The 15,192-nt window shown below is 37.4% G+C and carries 18 protein-coding genes and 1 pseudogene; 3 read left to right on the top strand and 16 right to left on the bottom strand.

The genetic code is table 11. The annotated features are described in order from the left end of the window. The first annotated feature begins 406 nt into the window (after nucleotides 1-406). Together ACUVXA_RS05965 and ACUVXA_RS05960 are read left to right on the top strand one after the other, a co-directional pair. Entirely contained in the window at nucleotides 407-1,078 is a 672-nt protein-coding gene (locus ACUVXA_RS05965; RefSeq protein WP_445870330.1) for a 30S ribosomal protein S3ae, read from the top strand. Between the two features lie 61 nt (nucleotides 1,079-1,139). Further along, entirely contained in the window at nucleotides 1,140-1,274 is a 135-nt protein-coding gene (locus ACUVXA_RS05960) for a hypothetical protein (protein WP_445870328.1), read from the top strand. A 10-nt stretch (nucleotides 1,275-1,284) separates the two neighbouring features. Here the strand turns inward: ACUVXA_RS05960 and ACUVXA_RS05955 are convergent, their stop codons facing one another. From ACUVXA_RS05955 to rqcH, 16 genes and pseudogenes are all read right to left on the bottom strand, one after another. Next, nucleotides 1,285-1,536, bottom strand: coding sequence for a KEOPS complex subunit Pcc1 (locus tag ACUVXA_RS05955; RefSeq protein ID WP_445870327.1), 252 nt, complete (start codon nucleotides 1,534-1,536; stop codon nucleotides 1,285-1,287). Beyond that, a complete protein-coding gene (locus tag ACUVXA_RS05950) occupies nucleotides 1,520-2,977 on the bottom strand; it encodes a DHH family phosphoesterase (RefSeq protein ID WP_445870326.1) in 1,458 nt (485 codons plus the stop codon). Before ACUVXA_RS05950 ends, ACUVXA_RS05955 begins: the two co-directional genes overlap by 17 nt. A gap of 21 nt (nucleotides 2,978-2,998) precedes the next feature. Further along, nucleotides 2,999-3,454, bottom strand: coding sequence for a 30S ribosomal protein S15 (locus ACUVXA_RS05945; protein ID WP_445870325.1), 456 nt, complete (start codon nucleotides 3,452-3,454; stop codon nucleotides 2,999-3,001). A 61-nt stretch (nucleotides 3,455-3,515) separates the two neighbouring features. After that, entirely contained in the window at nucleotides 3,516-4,097 is a 582-nt protein-coding gene (locus ACUVXA_RS05940; protein WP_445870324.1) for an XTP/dITP diphosphatase, read from the bottom strand. Between the two features lie 25 nt (nucleotides 4,098-4,122). After that, nucleotides 4,123-4,746 (bottom strand): KEOPS complex kinase/ATPase Bud32, encoded by a 624-nt coding sequence (locus ACUVXA_RS05935; RefSeq protein WP_445870323.1) that lies wholly within the window; start codon nucleotides 4,744-4,746, stop codon nucleotides 4,123-4,125. Nucleotides 4,747-4,758: 12 nt separating this feature from the next. Beyond that, nucleotides 4,759-5,769: pseudogene (locus ACUVXA_RS05930) on the bottom strand (bifunctional N(6)-L-threonylcarbamoyladenine synthase/serine/threonine protein kinase). Nucleotides 5,770-5,980: 211 nt separating this feature from the next. Continuing rightward, entirely contained in the window at nucleotides 5,981-6,157 is a 177-nt protein-coding gene (locus ACUVXA_RS05925; RefSeq protein ID WP_445870322.1) for a 30S ribosomal protein S27ae, read from the bottom strand. Nucleotides 6,158-6,176: 19 nt separating this feature from the next. Continuing rightward, complete coding sequence (locus tag ACUVXA_RS05920) at nucleotides 6,177-6,527, bottom strand: 30S ribosomal protein S24e (RefSeq protein ID WP_445870321.1); 351 nt, start codon at nucleotides 6,525-6,527, stop codon at nucleotides 6,177-6,179. After that, entirely contained in the window at nucleotides 6,527-7,045 is a 519-nt protein-coding gene (locus ACUVXA_RS05915; protein ID WP_445870329.1) for a GTP-dependent dephospho-CoA kinase family protein, read from the bottom strand. The genes ACUVXA_RS05920 and ACUVXA_RS05915 overlap by 1 nt, the downstream gene beginning before the upstream one ends. Nucleotides 7,046-7,064: 19 nt before the next feature. Next, nucleotides 7,065-7,250 (bottom strand): transcription elongation factor subunit Spt4, encoded by a 186-nt coding sequence (gene spt4 / locus ACUVXA_RS05910; RefSeq protein ID WP_445870320.1) that lies wholly within the window; start codon nucleotides 7,248-7,250, stop codon nucleotides 7,065-7,067. Nucleotides 7,251-7,271: 21 nt separating this feature from the next. Continuing rightward, on the bottom strand, nucleotides 7,272-7,910 hold the full coding sequence (locus tag ACUVXA_RS05905) for a DNA-directed RNA polymerase (protein ID WP_445870319.1): 639 nt from the start codon (nucleotides 7,908-7,910) through the stop codon (nucleotides 7,272-7,274). A gap of 248 nt (nucleotides 7,911-8,158) precedes the next feature. Continuing rightward, the gene (locus ACUVXA_RS05900; RefSeq protein ID WP_445870318.1) at nucleotides 8,159-8,575 is read right to left on the bottom strand and encodes a type II toxin-antitoxin system VapC family toxin; all 417 of its coding nucleotides are present in this window, start codon (nucleotides 8,573-8,575) and stop codon (nucleotides 8,159-8,161) included. Continuing rightward, nucleotides 8,557-9,807, bottom strand: coding sequence for a translation initiation factor IF-2 subunit gamma (locus ACUVXA_RS05895; protein ID WP_445870317.1), 1,251 nt, complete (start codon nucleotides 9,805-9,807; stop codon nucleotides 8,557-8,559). Before ACUVXA_RS05895 ends, ACUVXA_RS05900 begins: the two co-directional genes overlap by 19 nt. Before the next feature lie 115 nt (nucleotides 9,808-9,922). Next, nucleotides 9,923-11,251, bottom strand: coding sequence for a dihydroorotase (locus tag ACUVXA_RS05890; protein ID WP_445870316.1), 1,329 nt, complete (start codon nucleotides 11,249-11,251; stop codon nucleotides 9,923-9,925). Between the two features lie 35 nt (nucleotides 11,252-11,286). Then, nucleotides 11,287-12,096 (bottom strand): CBS domain-containing protein, encoded by an 810-nt coding sequence (locus tag ACUVXA_RS05885; RefSeq protein WP_445870315.1) that lies wholly within the window; start codon nucleotides 12,094-12,096, stop codon nucleotides 11,287-11,289. A gap of 223 nt (nucleotides 12,097-12,319) precedes the next feature. Continuing rightward, the gene (rqcH, locus tag ACUVXA_RS05880; protein WP_445870314.1) at nucleotides 12,320-14,314 is read right to left on the bottom strand and encodes a ribosome rescue protein RqcH; all 1,995 of its coding nucleotides are present in this window, start codon (nucleotides 14,312-14,314) and stop codon (nucleotides 12,320-12,322) included. Between the two features lie 34 nt (nucleotides 14,315-14,348). Between rqcH and ACUVXA_RS05875 the strand changes: the two genes are divergently transcribed. After that, nucleotides 14,349-14,765 (top strand): hypothetical protein, encoded by a 417-nt coding sequence (locus ACUVXA_RS05875; protein WP_445870313.1) that lies wholly within the window; start codon nucleotides 14,349-14,351, stop codon nucleotides 14,763-14,765. Nucleotides 14,766-15,192: the final 427 nt, after the last annotated feature.

The raw sequence follows: 15,192 nt of genomic DNA, 5'->3' as shown, positions 1-15,192 counted from the left end.
AAAAAGGACATGTCTTTATGTCTCCTTTATGTTCACATAAAAAACATAAAAAAAATTAATTTAAAAACAATAACATAAAATTTCTAAAATAGAATCAAAAAATTAATGAATTTTATTCTTCAAAATGAGCATTTATCAAATACTGCTGTAAATTCTCCCGACGGCGGTGAAATAAACTACTGATAGGTCAACTTATAACAAAAAGAGAAGCTATCAAGAATTGAAAAGGGCTAAACAAAGAGTCTTGAGTTCTATTCTTTAAAAAGTAGATAATTTCGAGTCAGGTTTTTAAAAGATACACAAAGATTAAAAAAATTCAATTAAAAAATTTTATATGTACACGATAAGTTTTAAAGGAGTAGAATTTAAACTGCTTATTATGCTATGAATATTTCGAGAGTGATACATTTTGAGCAAAAAGAAAGATAAGTCGAAAGCAAGGGATACTTGGCGCGATAAGCAATGGTATACTATAATCGCTCCACCCTATTTTGGCAATATTGAAGCAGGTGAAACTGTTACTAGTGACTCTCAAAAATTGATTGATCGGGTTGTAGAAACCACGCTCTACGATGTTACTGGAGACTTTTCTCTAGTGCATGTGAAGATGTTTTTTAAAATAGTTGACGTTAAAGGTGATAAAGCTTACACAGATTTTAAAGGTCATGATCTCACTAGGGATTATCTGAGGAGCCTTGTGCGTCGTGGTAGTAGTAGAGTTGACGGGGTCTTTGATATAGAAACAAAAGATGGTAGACTTTTACGTGTTTCTGCGGTAGCTTTTACTAATAATCGTGCCAAAACTAGTCAAGAAAAACTTATTCGTAAAATAATGTATGATACCCTTTTAGAAAAAGCTAAGCAACTTAATTATGGTGAATTTGTACAAGAGGCGGTTTTGGGTAAAATTGCTTCTGAGATTTATAATGCAGCAAAGAAGGTAACTCCTTTAAGAAAATGTGAAATAAGGAAATCCAAATTAATAAGCAAGACAAAAATGAAAGGAGTAAGAAAGAAAAGGAAAGCAAAGGCAAAGAAAGAAGCTGAAGCTACTGAAGAAGAGGTGGCAGCCGCCTAAAAGTTTCAATAATCTAAACATATTTATTTTTTAAAATTTTAGAGGAAGGTGTTTCATAAGAATGTCTGAAAAGTGTATTAGGTGCGGTTCAACAGAAGTGGACATTGTAGTGAAACAACCTACACCAAGAGGTCAGAAATACACTTATAAATGTTTGAAATGCCAGCAAACCTGGACTAAAGAGAAAAAACACTAAAATCCAATTATTATTCTTTCTTCTTACCATCGAGAGAAAAGAAACTCTCTGCTAGGCATAAACAAGCTAATATATCCTCTATGGTTGAAAGTAATGTTTCAATTCTACAAACACATCTAACATCTATGACGGCTTTCTTTCCCATAGTACCCATTTCTATAGAAATATTTCTAGGTAATGGCTTATTATCTGGTATTAGTGATTTGGTCGCAACTTCTGCCTGTCTCTGGTTCTGGTATTCGATTTTAATATTTGCTCTCATTTGAAGCACCATTTTCACCTAGCTGGTTTTTTATTATTTTATTTAGAATTTGCAACAGTTTAGTTTCTGTACCTATTGGAATGTGTGCTCCCGCAGCTATATTATGACCGCCTGCTGTAGCCTCTGAAGATATCTCCTTTACTGCGCTTCTAAGAGCGGCTCCTAAATCTATTCCCCGTTGTACTTGGTAATCAGTTGCTCTTGCTGAGACTTTCACCATATCTTCCCCGGATTCTGCGAAAGCGAGTACCGGTTTATCTTGGGGAATTATACCTGAGGAGATGGCTATAGATGCTATCGTTCCTATGATTCTATCATCTATAACCTTTCCTCCATGAAAGCTTTGGAGGTGTTCCATCTGAGTTATGGTCCCTGGTTTTATGAGCCATCCCATGTACCCTGATAATTTTTCACGGTAATCTGTAGCTACGTTTTCCACTTCCTCAAGTGTTTTTTTTCTGTCACCTAAACATATTGCTACTCCTAGACCGGGTTTTTTCATGCGTCCACAAGCATTTAGTAGAGCTGAATATTCTCTGGCGTCTCGGAGTGGGGTTTGTTTTTCTTCCTTTGGTAGAATATATATTACACCAACTATGCTTTGTGCTTCTTCAGAGGTCATTTCTCCTGGTCCCAACATGTATTGTATGAGTTCAGATACTAGTTTTGTTTTCTCTTCTTGTGAGAGGTCGGATATTGTTCTCCAACTATTATTAGTTTTTAACGGTATTTTGACTGTATCTGTTAGAAACTTGAGACATGCGCCATGGTTTCCTGATAACCCGGGTATAAACGGGTCTGTGGTGTATTCCAGAGCTGTTGCTATCGGACGTGTTTCTCTTCCAAAAAGGCGAATACCGGTGGTTTCTTCAAGTACGCCCTTATTTATGCCGTCTTTCACTATCTCGGCATTAATTCCGTTTAGGCGATGCTGCTCCCCCTTATCTTGTCTATCTCCAAGTGCACCTACTACTGCCAGAGGCGCAAGATCCATATTTGAATTATCTATGCTCTTTGCCACTAAATAGGTGATTCCTGCGCCACTTATTTCTGTGGCTCCATTAATATCCCATAAGTGCGGATTTGCTTGGTGTATTGTAGTTTCTTTTTCCGGAGGGTGGTGATCCATTATTATGACCGATTCTGGTGGCAGATTTTTTTCAATAATTCCTATTTGTCCGCTTCCTAAATCGGTAAATACAAAGATGCTTTCTTTCGACTCTTGAATTTCGCGAAGGTTTTCTTCTCTGAGTTGTTGAACTATTCTAAGATGGAAGTTTGCTCCCATTCTAAGAAGAAAATGGGAAGTTATGCCTGCGGCGGCGATTCCATCTGCATCAAGGTGAGAAATTACGCGGAAAAATAGATCTTTTTCACGAGCTTCTAATATCTTCTCGGAAACTTGTTTGCAGTTTTCATAAATTTTTAAGAATTTACTCAAAGTTATCTATCCTAGCACTGTCTACCGAATAAGAATAGCTGCTCTGTCTGGTTCGTATTTCCAATCTGCTGGTAAGACTCCACTCTTCTTGTAATACCTAGATAGTCTCTGAATTTTGGCTTCGGCTTCCTGTAACCCTCTTTTCGAATGCAGATCTTTGGGATTCTCCTCTAGATGCTTTCTTACAGAAACTGCCTTTTTTATAAGGTTATTCAAATCTTCAGGTAATGAGGGCGCCAATCCGTTCTCTTTTATTATGTCGCTAATTGATTTACCGAGAACTGCTTTAACTAGGGGTACACCGTACTGATCTCTCATAACCAATCCGATCATAGATGGTGATTGCCCGGCTTTTGCAAGTTCAACGATTTTATCTGTTACCCATTCTGGAGTCTGGTTGGACCATTCAGGCGGTTTAAGTACCGCTGGTCTAGTGGATCCTGACTTTCCTTTTGCTCTCGAGTGCATTTTAGCCATTACTATTTCCTCTCTTTAGATTCGCAGTATTATTACATTAGGATAGAGAAAGAACTCCTCCTTAAATAAATTTCGAAATATCTGTGGATTTAACCCATTCAGCGAATTTCCTTAAGGCTCTTGTTCTGTGCGAGATAGCTGTTTTTTCGGATATATTCATTTCCCCAAAGGTTCTTCCATCTCCTTCATCTGGAATGAATATTGGGTCAAATCCAAATCCAAAATTTCCCCGCCGTTCTCTACTAATTTTGCCATAAACTTCGCCTTTAAATGTCACTGTTTTTTTACCGCTACAAAAAGCTATTACCGACTGGAAATAGGCGATTCTATCCTCATATTGAGCCATCAGTCCTAATACTCCCTCATTCGATATGGTCTTAAAAACATATGAGGAGTATGGTCCCGGAAAACCATTCAATCGTTTAATAAAAAGACCAGCATCTTCTACGAATAGGGGTTTCTCCTGATCTGCCCAAGCCTTCTGTGCGCTGAAAACCGCTATCTCTTCCAAATTTTCTGATTGAATTTCTAGAAGTTTCATTGGTAGGTGTAAAATTGAAATATTGTACTCCTTTAGGATTCTCTCCGCTTCTTCAACCTTCACAATATTACCAGTTGCAAAAAATATGGTTATTCTGTCCATTCACTCACATCTCTTGAGCTTTAATTTATCTTTCTTTGTGATACCTTCCCCTTTTTTCTATTGCGTACATTCTCTCGACCACTTCGTCTGATTTATACATAGTCTTTTGATACCCTTCAAGAACCACTTTGAATCCTTTTTCTGCGTAAGCGTAATGTGTGCTCTGTAGAGCTCTATTCATAAGATGGAGGTCAACTCCCTGGTCTTCAACTGCAACGGAATAATCGCCTAGACCAAAATCAACAAAATATATGTTAGAGTCTTGGAGAATCATATTTGAAGTTGTGAGATCCCCATGAATGATGCCGGCATTGTGCAGACGCCCAATTAAACTTCCAATGTTTCTAAAAATGCTCTTTTTTTCCTGCTCCTTCATAGTTTGGATGGCCGTTTTAACTTGTGGACCTTGGATGAAATCCATTATTATAGTGGTATTATCCATATCAATAAAATAAATCATAGGAGTTGGAACTCCCGCTTTTCTGGCGTCTGAAAGTAGTTTAGCCTCTTTTACTGTGCGTTCTTTCCTCAGTTTTTCATCCAGTTCCTGCACCCTATAGGCTTTAGAAACTCTTCTCTTTATTATCACTTTCCGGTCATACCATTCCTCTAGGTACAGGTATGCCTCAGCACCCTTTCTGTATAACATTTTCTGGCTCCCTTATTTAATCCAAGAAATATCTACCTCGTCCAGACGCCATTTTGGACGTACAAAGCTTTCTTCTACTCTTATTATTTGTCCACTCTTGTATGCGAGTAAGCCGGTCCATGCAATCATTGCGCCATTATCCCCCGCCAATTTATCTGGAACGACGGAAAAAACCGCGTCATGTTCATCTGAAATTACTCGCAAGATTTCTTGTAATCGCTTATTTCTGCCAACTCCTCCTGTCAATAGAACCTCTTTCTTACCAGTATGGGCAACAGCTCGCTCTGTCACTTCTGCGAGCATAGAAAAGGCAACTTCCTGCAAACTGTAACAAAGATCCTCAATTTTGCACTCTTTTTTCCTATTGAGAGCTGCTGTTAATAGTCCTGAGTAGGATAAATCCATTCCTTTAACTATGTAGGGTAGCGGTATGAATTTTTTTCCTTTTCTTGCTAGTTGCTCTATTTTCGCGCCTCCAGGATGTTGGAGTCCGATTTCTCTCGCGAAAACATCCAACATGTTACCTATAGCGATGTCTAAGGTTTCTCCAAAAACTCTGTAGCGTCCCTCATCAAAAGCGGTAACCATGGTATTTCCTCCAGAAACATAAAGTGTAACCGGGTCTTTCACATTCATTGCAAGTTTACCTATTTCCACATGTGCTACACAATGGTTTACACCCACTAGAGGTACGTTTAATAGTAGTGAAAGGGCTCTTGCAGCTGTGGCAGTGGTTCTTAGACAAGGTCCTCAAGGGAGTAAAAGGATAAACCCATTACCTAGCCCCGGACCCTGAGAAAATGCTACCACATTTATTTCTCTTTTTTTGATACCTGATTTTTCTATAGCCTTACTTACTACTTTTTTGATTACCGTTGCATGGTGTTGAGCCGCTTCCCTTGGATGTATTCCTCCTTTAATTGGGATATACTCCTCCCATACATTTGAGAGAACCTTACCCTCATCATTTACTATTCCCGCTCCAAAAGTGTGGGCGGTTCCCTCCATACCTAAGCAATTAATATAATTTTTTGTCTTATGTTTATTCAAAATCTATTCCCACCCATAAAATTCAAATTTAGAGTGATTTTTTACAAAATTAAAATTAAAAGTTAATTGGATCCACTTAGGCTTTTTTCTTTATTTGCCTTTTTTATAGGGGGTTTTCATGATGATGTTAATCATAATTTTTATAAAATTTTCAAGATAGTAATTATTAGAAACCGTAATTTAATTAACCCTCTTTTTCCTCGTTTTCTTTGGGTTCTTTCTTTTTGAATTCAGTATATCCGCACTTTCCACAAGACATTCTATCATAATGATTGGCCATAAATATACCACTACCACATCTTGGACAATGAACTCTCAGTCTTTCTATCTTGTCTCCGGTTATCTTATAGTATTTACTCAATCAGAACACCTCTAACAACTTATTTAATCTTCTTAATTTTAGCGGGTTTAGCTTGCTTCTTTTCCTTGGGTTTCTTTCCCCCTTCTACAGTTTCTCCAATATTCCTTTTTACTATGTGATGAGGTTCCACTAGTAGCGCTCTCTCTTTAGATTTATATATTCTCGCGACACCTTTAGATCTAGTTGAGCCGTACTCCGACTCGATTTTTTTAATAAAAAGCTTATCTGTATCAACATCTAAAATCGCTGCTAACTTATTTCTAATTTCTTCTCTTGAAGGTGTTCCCTGCGATTCGTGGTTAATTAAAAAGATTAATTCTTCCCTTTCTAATAATGGGTTTTCCTTTCTTGAGATTATACTTACTTCCATTAAATGGCCTCCATTTTATTTAAGATTTCTTTTACCTCTTTCCTCTTATTCTCGTTCACTTCAACTATGACTATTCCCTCTTTGGGCTGACCGTAGATTACAAATGATTTGTCGGGGGCTAAAAGAATGGCTGGCATAGTTAGCAGATCTTCTTCTCCTTCAATAAATAGTTCTACTGGAACATTTGACTCATAGGCCTTTTTTAATGTGTCCCATATCCCTGCACTAATTGTTGCCGCCGGGTTTTGTGCTTTCATCTGGATACAGTTTGGCACGTTTACGTTTTCATTTGTGGTTCTCAAAGTTTTTCCATCAATTATACTTATATCAGGGATTAATTCTTTCTCGATTAAATTTTTTGTTACAACATCTCCCACGGCTACTACTTTAGGTGGCATTTTTTCCAGTATCATATTTTTTGCCCTAAGTGTTGTCTCAGGGTGTTTACCTCTTAAGAGGGTGCCAAAAGGCTGTTTGAGTCTTTCCCTGAGTTTAATGGGTAGGATCAGATCTCTCACTGTTTCCAATGCTTCAACCTCACCGAACTCTCAATGCATATCTTCCCTTATTTTTTATTTGGAGTTTTTCAGCTATCTCGGACTCCTCAGGATCGAAGATTATTACTATACCACTATAATCGCCGGACAGCGAGGGTGTTTTACACTTTGGACATATCTGTCCGGTGACCAGAGAATGGCATATTTTACAGGCTTTTTCTTTCATTTAAACACACTTCAACTATAACTATTTAGATTTTGATTTTTTCTTCTTTTTTGTTCTTCTTGCTAAAGGTTTCTCCTCTCTGGGTTCCTTTCTCTCTACTTTCTTTTCTTCTTTAGTACCCTTGACTTCTTCTTCTATCCAATCTATCTTTCCAAGGAAAGGTTGACGCATTGTTAAACCTAATTTTCCGCTCCTTATACCTCCCCCTATTGAAACCGCAACAATTCGCGCTCTTACCTTATCATTTTCTTGTATAGTGCGGCCAGTTTCCTTTCCTATTAGTGCTCGTCTTTTAGAATCATAGGAGATGAAATCGTCTGTAATTTGGCTCACATGGCACAATCCGTCAAGAGGACCTAGCCGAATAAATGCTCCAAAATCTACTACCTCTACAACCTCTCCCTCAATTATCTCATGTTGTATTGGCTTGAAAACCAGTACACTAAAAAGTACCTTGTGGAAGGCAGCTCCATCACCGGGAAGTAGTTTACCTACATCTACATTCTCTACGCCTACTACACTTATTACAACACCAAGATCAGGGTCGATGATTCCCTCATATTCTTTCATGAGAATTTCGAGCGCAACCTCATTTATTAGTTCACCAAACCTATCTGGTGGTATACGCACAGTATCCTTAAGGGTAACCAATTCATACATTTTCCAAGTCACCTATTCTAATAGCGAAAATTTCAATCATTATTAACTATAACATTATGGTTTTTTGTGGGGCTCCTACGTAAGAATAATTAGTTTAGTCCTTAACAAGTTAAGCTTAATATTTTTTAAGGATAACTTTATCTAATGGAAATTAATTTAAACTTTTCTTTATTACTAGTTAATACGTGTTTTCTCTTCCATAATCCTTCATTATTTTTAAAATTTTGAATTTAGTTATTTCTTGAAACTTATAGGTAGCCCTCCACTTCTAGATGAGATTTTTGCCGCACATATATTGTTGGTATACCTTCAGATTTAAGTCTTCTTCGTAAATTCTGATCGTTAGTCGCTACAGCGCAATATTCCTTTTTTGAAAATTGGACTATTAAATCATCAATATCTCCATTTTCATCCTTTATATCTACAATCTTATACCTTTTAGCAATTTTTAATGCAAGCTTTGCTGCTGTTCTTGTTTTTAAATTGGGATTTTTTAATAATCCTTTTAACTCTTTAATTATTCCCAAGGGAATAATTATCTCATATTTTTGGTTAATTATTCTATCCAACTCTGAAATAACATCTATTTCTAGATTAAATGGTGTCATAAGAAAATTTGTATCTAAAACTATCTTTAAAACAGGATTTACTTTATTAATCCCCATCCAATCAGTCTCCAACGACCCGCAATTCGTCTGCTTAAGGCTATTCTTTGACCTTCTTCCGCAACAATTGGTCTCCTCAAAGAAATTTCCACATATCCATTATGTGCTGAGGTCGAAACCCCTATAGTTGCGGCTGGTCCAATGTTCATCATTAAGGGTTCCCCTGTCTTAATAGGCTCTACTTTTGATAAATCCAGACTACCAACAACTCTTTCCAAAAGATTAACTTCAATATTAAAGTTATCAATTAAAGGAGGAAGTGTATCGGGCTGACCAGCAACACTGCCCACAAGTCCATCGGCCTTCGTTATAGATGGATCAAGTTTGGTTCCTAAACCAATCAAACCTCCTGATTTAGCATCTTTTAATAGAACACCTTCACCCGCTTGAATACTGGTCACTTCCGTATATAATGGCTCGTAACTAACTTTACCGCCTCCTTCAATTCTGAGCCCTGGCCTAATCTCTATTTCATCGCCTATCCTAACTCTGCCTTGAATTATTGATCCTCCAATAACTCCGCCCTTAAGATCTTCCGGAACAGTACCAGGCTTATTAACCTCAAAGGATCGGGCTACATACATACGCATAGATTTTGTGAAATCTCTTTGCGGAGTTGGGATGATTTTCTCCATAGCATCAATCAAGACATCGAGGTTAGCCCTAAAAACTGCAGAAGTAGGGATAATGGGCGCTTTTTCTGCCTCTGTCCCCTTCACAAATTCTAAAATTTCTTTATAATTTCGTACGGCCTTTTCCTTCGAAATTAATTCAATCTTGTTCTGAACAATAATAAGATTTTTAACCCCCACAATTTGAAGAGCGGCAAAGTGCTCTCTTGTCTGAGGTTGAGGGCAAGGTTCATTAGCGGCTATAACCAGAATCGCTCCATCTACAAGCGCGGCTCCACTTATCATAGTCGCCATGAGAGCTTCATGACCCGGGGCGTCAGCGAAGGATATCCGTCGAACAAAAACTAAATCCGATTCACATTTTGGACATTTTAAATTAGTATTTTTAGCCATCGTCGCGGTTGTGTAACATTCCGGTGGTGGACAAGTGGGGCATTTTAAAATAATTGCGTCAGCATAACCAAGTCTTATGGAGATTCCTCTCCTTTTCTCTTCGCTATGACGGTCAGTCCACTCGCCAGATAAAGCTTCAACCAGTGTGGTCTTTCCATGATCAACATGTCCTGTGGTTCCAATGTTAACCACAGATTGTGTTTTCATAGCTTCCATCATTGCTTTTTCATCTGACAGATATTTGACCTCCTAGAAAATAGCTCTTCACTTTCCATTTCTATAGAAATCTTTTAAAGTTTATCCAAAATACATTTTACTAAATTTAATGACGAATTTGTATGATGCTTCCAATTCCTTTTGGAGCCGTTATTTCATCATCAGACATTATACATGAACCGTTAATGAAGGTATTTCTTACTTTTCCAACAACCTTCCAGTCCTTAAAGGGGGAGAACTTTGACTTACTATAAAATTTTTCTGGATCAATTTTCCATTTTTCTTTAATATCAACTAGAACCATGTCTGCATCGTATCCTTCACGAAGCATTCCCTTATTTCCAACTTTGAATATTTTGGATGGTGAACTTGATGTCATCTCAACCAGTTTCTCCAATCTTAAATCGCCATGGGCAACCTTTGTAAGCATTACTGGGAATAATGTTTCTAGTCCGGGAAATCCCGACGGGGCTTCTAAGAAAGGTTTTTGTTTTTCTTGAAGACTGTGAGGTGCATGGTCGCTTACAATCATGTTTATTAATCCGTCCAATAGGGCGGCCCAAAGCGCAATATTATCATTCTTTGATCTAAGGGGTGGAAGCACTTTGGCAAATGTGTTTAATTTTTCTAATTCTTCTTTGGTTAAAAGTAGATGATGGGGGGTTGACTCACAAGTTATTTTAACACCTCTACCCTGCTCCTTTTTTATAGCAGCTAGAGATTCCATAGATGAAATATGGCAGAAATGTATATGGCACCCGGTCTTGGCTCCCAATTCTGCGTACTTAGCTATAGCTTTCCTCTCTGATTCTGCTGGATGTGAGCCTAAGAAAATTTCAATATCTGACAACTTTTGCAGTTTTAATTTTGATTGTAGCTTCTTTATAGTTTCTAAATCGTCTGGATGTATTGAAACTGGTACATTATTTTCTGCTGCTGCTTTAAAGTATATTTGTGCTTGTTCTTCGTTTGCTAAATCGATCTCTTCAAAGGGATCGTGGGGATATAACTTGAATCCAACTATTCCCTCCTTTGTCATCTGTTTAACTTCAGTTAGCTTTGAAGGGAATCCTGCATAAAACGCTATGTTTATTAATGTTTTCTTTTTAGCTTCCTCCATTTTTTCTCTAAGAGCTTTCAATGAACAAGTTCTAGGAATAGTATTAGGCATATCAATAACAGTTGTTATCCCACCGGCTGCGGCAGCGCAACTAGCGGTATAGAAGTCTTCTTTGTAAGAGAGTTGCATATCCCTCATATGGACATGTGCATCAATAAGGCCCGGTAATAGGAGAAAGCCTTTAGCGTCTAAAACCTCGTCTGCTCTGAGAGATTCTGGCTCCTTAGAAAGTTTTACCACCTTTCCTTCATCAACGGCGACTCCACCAGTGATTATTCCTTGGAACGTAAACACTCTTGCGTTTTTTAAAACCAAATCCACCGTAGAGGATATCATAGTTATGGCATCTGTCAATTATTTTCTAAAATAAATTTATTCGCTACTAATTTAGTCAAATCCGTTTTAGTCAAAACACCAATCAGTCTTTCTTCATAGTTAATAATTGGTATACTCTTAACTCTTTCTCTACGCATTAAATCTGCAGCTTCACTAACCTTGTTGTCAGGGTGAAGTAATGGGGGATCCTTTTGCATCACTTCAGTTACTTTCACATGTTTTATTCTTTTTTCTTGGTGCTTTTCAGGCACTTTTTCCCGAAACTCTGCTAAGTATAAAGCTATATGGCCTTCAGTTATAATTCCTACCAATTTACCATCATCTAAAACGGGCAAACTACTGATATCTTTCTCAAGCATGATTCTTCTGACATTCATAATTCTGTCAAAGGGTGTGGTAGTGATAGGAGACTTGGTCATTATTTGTCCCACAAAGATGTGGTCTATTTTGAGGCAGAGTCTTGTCATTGTGGATTTAGTAATAATACCCACCAATTCTTCTTTTTCAACTACTGGTAGGCTTGAAATATGTTTGTCTATCATAATTTTAGCTGAGTTAACCACATCTGTTTGTGGAGTAATCGTTATAGGGTTATCACTCATAACACCTGAAATATGGACACTGGAAGCTTGAAGTGCCCTCATCTTACTGGAGCCCAATCGATCAACCATGTCCTTTTCTGTGATTACTCCTACCAATTTTCCCTTATCGACAACCAACAGGCGTGAAACCCGCTTCTTAACCATCAGTTCAATGGCGTAGGAAACCATATCATCTTTATCAACCACAAACAACTCTTTAACCATGATGTCTTTGACTTGCAATTCGGTCTCCTCCCTGTAAAATAATCCGGTAACAACATGTTTATAGCTAACTGAAAACTGAAAAACAATTTTTGTTGCAGTTATAAAATGTTTCCTTCTTATTTTCACCATTCTTTAATCTGTAGATTTTTTCCAATTACTGATTATTCAAACAATTTGTTTATGGTTTCTGTTCATTAAATTAATAAATTGTGGCACATTTTATGTATATCCTTAAGGTTTTTTATGAGTTTTGCGAAATTTCACCGGGCCCCGGAGGCAGTATATTCTCTAATTCATTGATTGCGATAAGATTAATTTTTTCTTTGAGTTCAGATGGCGCCTTTTTAAACAAATGGTATTTTATCTGTTTGGCTAATTTACCTTTGGCTACTGATCCCGGTTTGATAATAACGAAATTTTTTGTCTGTTTTTCAATAGCTGAAGGTGGACCGCTTATAGGTAATATCTCACCATCACTTTCCATCACTCCTACGGCAATTTTTAGCGGTACACCCTTAATATAATTTCTTTGCCCTCGGACCATAAATGCCCCTCGCTCCAAATACTCACCAGAAGGTGGACTTTCGGAGACTTGATCCGGGGTAACCCAGTATACATCTCCCTGTCCCCAGCCGGATTTCCAGGCCCTAGAAAACGAAACCGCGAATTGCGCAGCTTCTTGCAAAGTTTTATCAGAGTGTGGTTGTTCGCTTTTCTTGATTATAACCACAGGTGCGCCTTTGAAATCCGCATGCATGAAAAGGTCGTCTGAATTCATATTTTTTTTATAAAGAGTTGTATTGGTTTTTACATCTTTTCCTCCTAATACTAAGACTCCTTCCGATGACCTGAACCATCTAAAGGACTCGTACCATTTTTTCTTGCGTTTTTTCACAAGCTGGGTGAGGGATATTTCCTCGGGAGGAGTTTCTTTTGCATTTTCAATTAGTTTAACAGTTCTTTGGATCGCCTTTTTTGCTCCTTCTGCCTTAGAAGCTGCCTTTTTTGCTTGATTATAAAATTGGTTTGCGTTTTCCACAGCTGATTTGCGATAATCTAGTTCTATTACTTCACCCCCAATATTCACAAATAATTTCGCGGTCTTTGGATCTAACGTCTTAAAAATCTTGGCTGAGGGAATAGTGCCACTTGCCTCCCTAATCTTTTCTTCAATTTTAGACCAAGGATGATTTCTTTGTCTTGCGGAAACAATAGTTTCAAGCAGCTCACTTACCAGATGTAGATTTCCATAGATCAGGTCCCCATGCTTCCTGTACTTTTTCTCAGAAAACTCCATTTTTGCTACTTTCGCCTTCTGCTCCTCAAGCATTCTCTGATAGCGGTCAACCTCAGTTTCAACCACTTCCTCAACCTTTTGCTCTGATTCGAAAACTTCACCTGCACTATAGAACTCATCGGCAGCATGATTAAAGCTATCAAACCCTCGAAACTGCATTCCCTCATATACCCTAAGTTCAAAGGGATCAACAGAAATTAAATCCGAATTTTTCATAACTATTACTGGATTAAATTCTCCTTTACGTAAGGAATCAATTAGATCCTTTAAGTGAGAAAAAATTTTATCCAAATCCTCATCCGGTAGAGTCGATGCAGATTGGTTCTTATCCACTCCTGCCCTTAGACATAGCTCCTCAGCGTAGACGCCACCCAGGTTTAGATTTCGGACAAGTGTGCGTACAACATCACTATCGGACTGTGAAAAAATCGATTTCAGCTCTGCAAAATCAATCTCACGTGGATCGGATCCTCTCATTGGTGGAAACTGAAATTCTTTCTTAGGAAGAATATCTCTATCTTTCATCTTGAGAAAGTGTCTGGCAATAAATATTTTTCTCTCTGGATCTAAAAGAATGAGGTTACCATCACCGAAAAATTCAATAATAACCGTGTATCTATCTTCGGGCAATCCAACATCAAAAATTACAAGACGGTCAAAATCATACTGCCGTATCCCAGTAATACGTCGATTTCGAAGGTACTTTCGCAGGGTCATACAAAAATTGCCGGGCAATCTGGGTTTCGGACGCTGATACGCTGTCAAATGAATTCGGCGACCCAGTTCAATCAAAAGTGTTACATTTCCATATCCCGAAGACCTTAACTTAAACAGGAAAACATCGTTAAACTGGTATATATTCCGAATCCACGAATCCTCAATAACAGGCTTTAACTCATATACAATAGCACAAATATCTACGTTGGACATTCCATTCATTTAAAACAAACCACCCAAGCTGGAGGATAAATCAATGGAAAATTTTAAGGAACTATTCCTGAGAAAATGGCAGCAACAATCACTCAAAGATAAATTGTACTGGATGAGGGTCCTTTTCGCAGCAATAGGCGCAATCATAAGCACAATAATCCGTCCAGTATTAATATCTCCGTATGCAGACTCAATTTTCATGCCTATTCAGCACCCTTCCTTAATAGCTTCATTAGTAGCTGTTTTTATAATAGTAGTTCCCTCAACACTAGTAATCTATTTTTACTTAAAAATCAAACCGGATATGGTTGGAGGCTGGAAATCCTACATTACTTCAGGGCTACCAGCGGGACTTTTCCTATGGCTGACTTTCTGGACAATACTATATAATGTCATCTTATCATTGTCACCATCGGTATCAATAACACAGTTATTTGGATACTACGGACTGCCATTTTAAGTATAATTAAGGTTGAATGCATTTTGAATTAATCTACTCGAAATACTATAATACAAAAACTTCCCGCATAATAAAAGATGATGTTAACACAGTGAATTCAAGTTAGCTGGAATAATTACTTAGAAAATTGAATACCAATTAATTAAAATTCAACTTAATCCCATTTTTTTCAGAAAAACTCTTAATTTAAATATTTTCTAATTGTCGGAGATATTAGAATATGGATTTGGGTTCGAATTTTATAATAGTATTAAGATATTTAAAATCTCTACTTCTTTTTAAAAAGCACTTTCAAATTTATCCTCAATTTTGACCTATAAATCTGAAAAAATCAGTGCAATTGAGAAAGTTTGTTTGAATCAAAATTTTTCAAGATTTTAAACAAATAAACATAATATCTCAATAATATAACCGTATTCTGAATATC

It is taken from the genome of Candidatus Jordarchaeum sp. (assembly GCF_052745115.1).
Note: the sequence above shows the minus strand (reverse complement) of the source record. Positions and strands in the feature narration are given on the sequence as shown.

Excerpts from the sequence above, each read along its gene's own strand:
- ACUVXA_RS05960 (WP_445870328.1), top strand. The coding sequence starts at position 1,140 with ATGTCTGAAAAGTGTATTAGGTGCGGTTCAACAGAAGTGGACATTGTA.
- ACUVXA_RS05955 (WP_445870327.1), bottom strand. The coding sequence starts at position 1,536 with ATGAGAGCAAATATTAAAATCGAATACCAGAACCAGAGACAGGCAGAA.
- ACUVXA_RS05945 (WP_445870325.1), bottom strand. The coding sequence starts at position 3,454 with ATGGCTAAAATGCACTCGAGAGCAAAAGGAAAGTCAGGATCCACTAGA.
- ACUVXA_RS05940 (WP_445870324.1), bottom strand. The coding sequence starts at position 4,097 with ATGGACAGAATAACCATATTTTTTGCAACTGGTAATATTGTGAAGGTT.
- ACUVXA_RS05935 (WP_445870323.1), bottom strand. The coding sequence starts at position 4,746 with ATGTTATACAGAAAGGGTGCTGAGGCATACCTGTACCTAGAGGAATGG.
- ACUVXA_RS05920 (WP_445870321.1), bottom strand. The coding sequence starts at position 6,527 with ATGGAAGTAAGTATAATCTCAAGAAAGGAAAACCCATTATTAGAAAGG.
- spt4 (WP_445870320.1), bottom strand. The coding sequence starts at position 7,250 with ATGAAAGAAAAAGCCTGTAAAATATGCCATTCTCTGGTCACCGGACAG.
- ACUVXA_RS05905 (WP_445870319.1), bottom strand. The coding sequence starts at position 7,910 with ATGTATGAATTGGTTACCCTTAAGGATACTGTGCGTATACCACCAGAT.
- ACUVXA_RS05900 (WP_445870318.1), bottom strand. The coding sequence starts at position 8,575 with ATGGGGATTAATAAAGTAAATCCTGTTTTAAAGATAGTTTTAGATACA.
- ACUVXA_RS05895 (WP_445870317.1), bottom strand. The coding sequence starts at position 9,807 with ATGAAAACACAATCTGTGGTTAACATTGGAACCACAGGACATGTTGAT.
- rqcH (WP_445870314.1), bottom strand. The coding sequence starts at position 14,314 with ATGAATGGAATGTCCAACGTAGATATTTGTGCTATTGTATATGAGTTA.
- ACUVXA_RS05875 (WP_445870313.1), top strand. The coding sequence starts at position 14,349 with ATGGAAAATTTTAAGGAACTATTCCTGAGAAAATGGCAGCAACAATCA.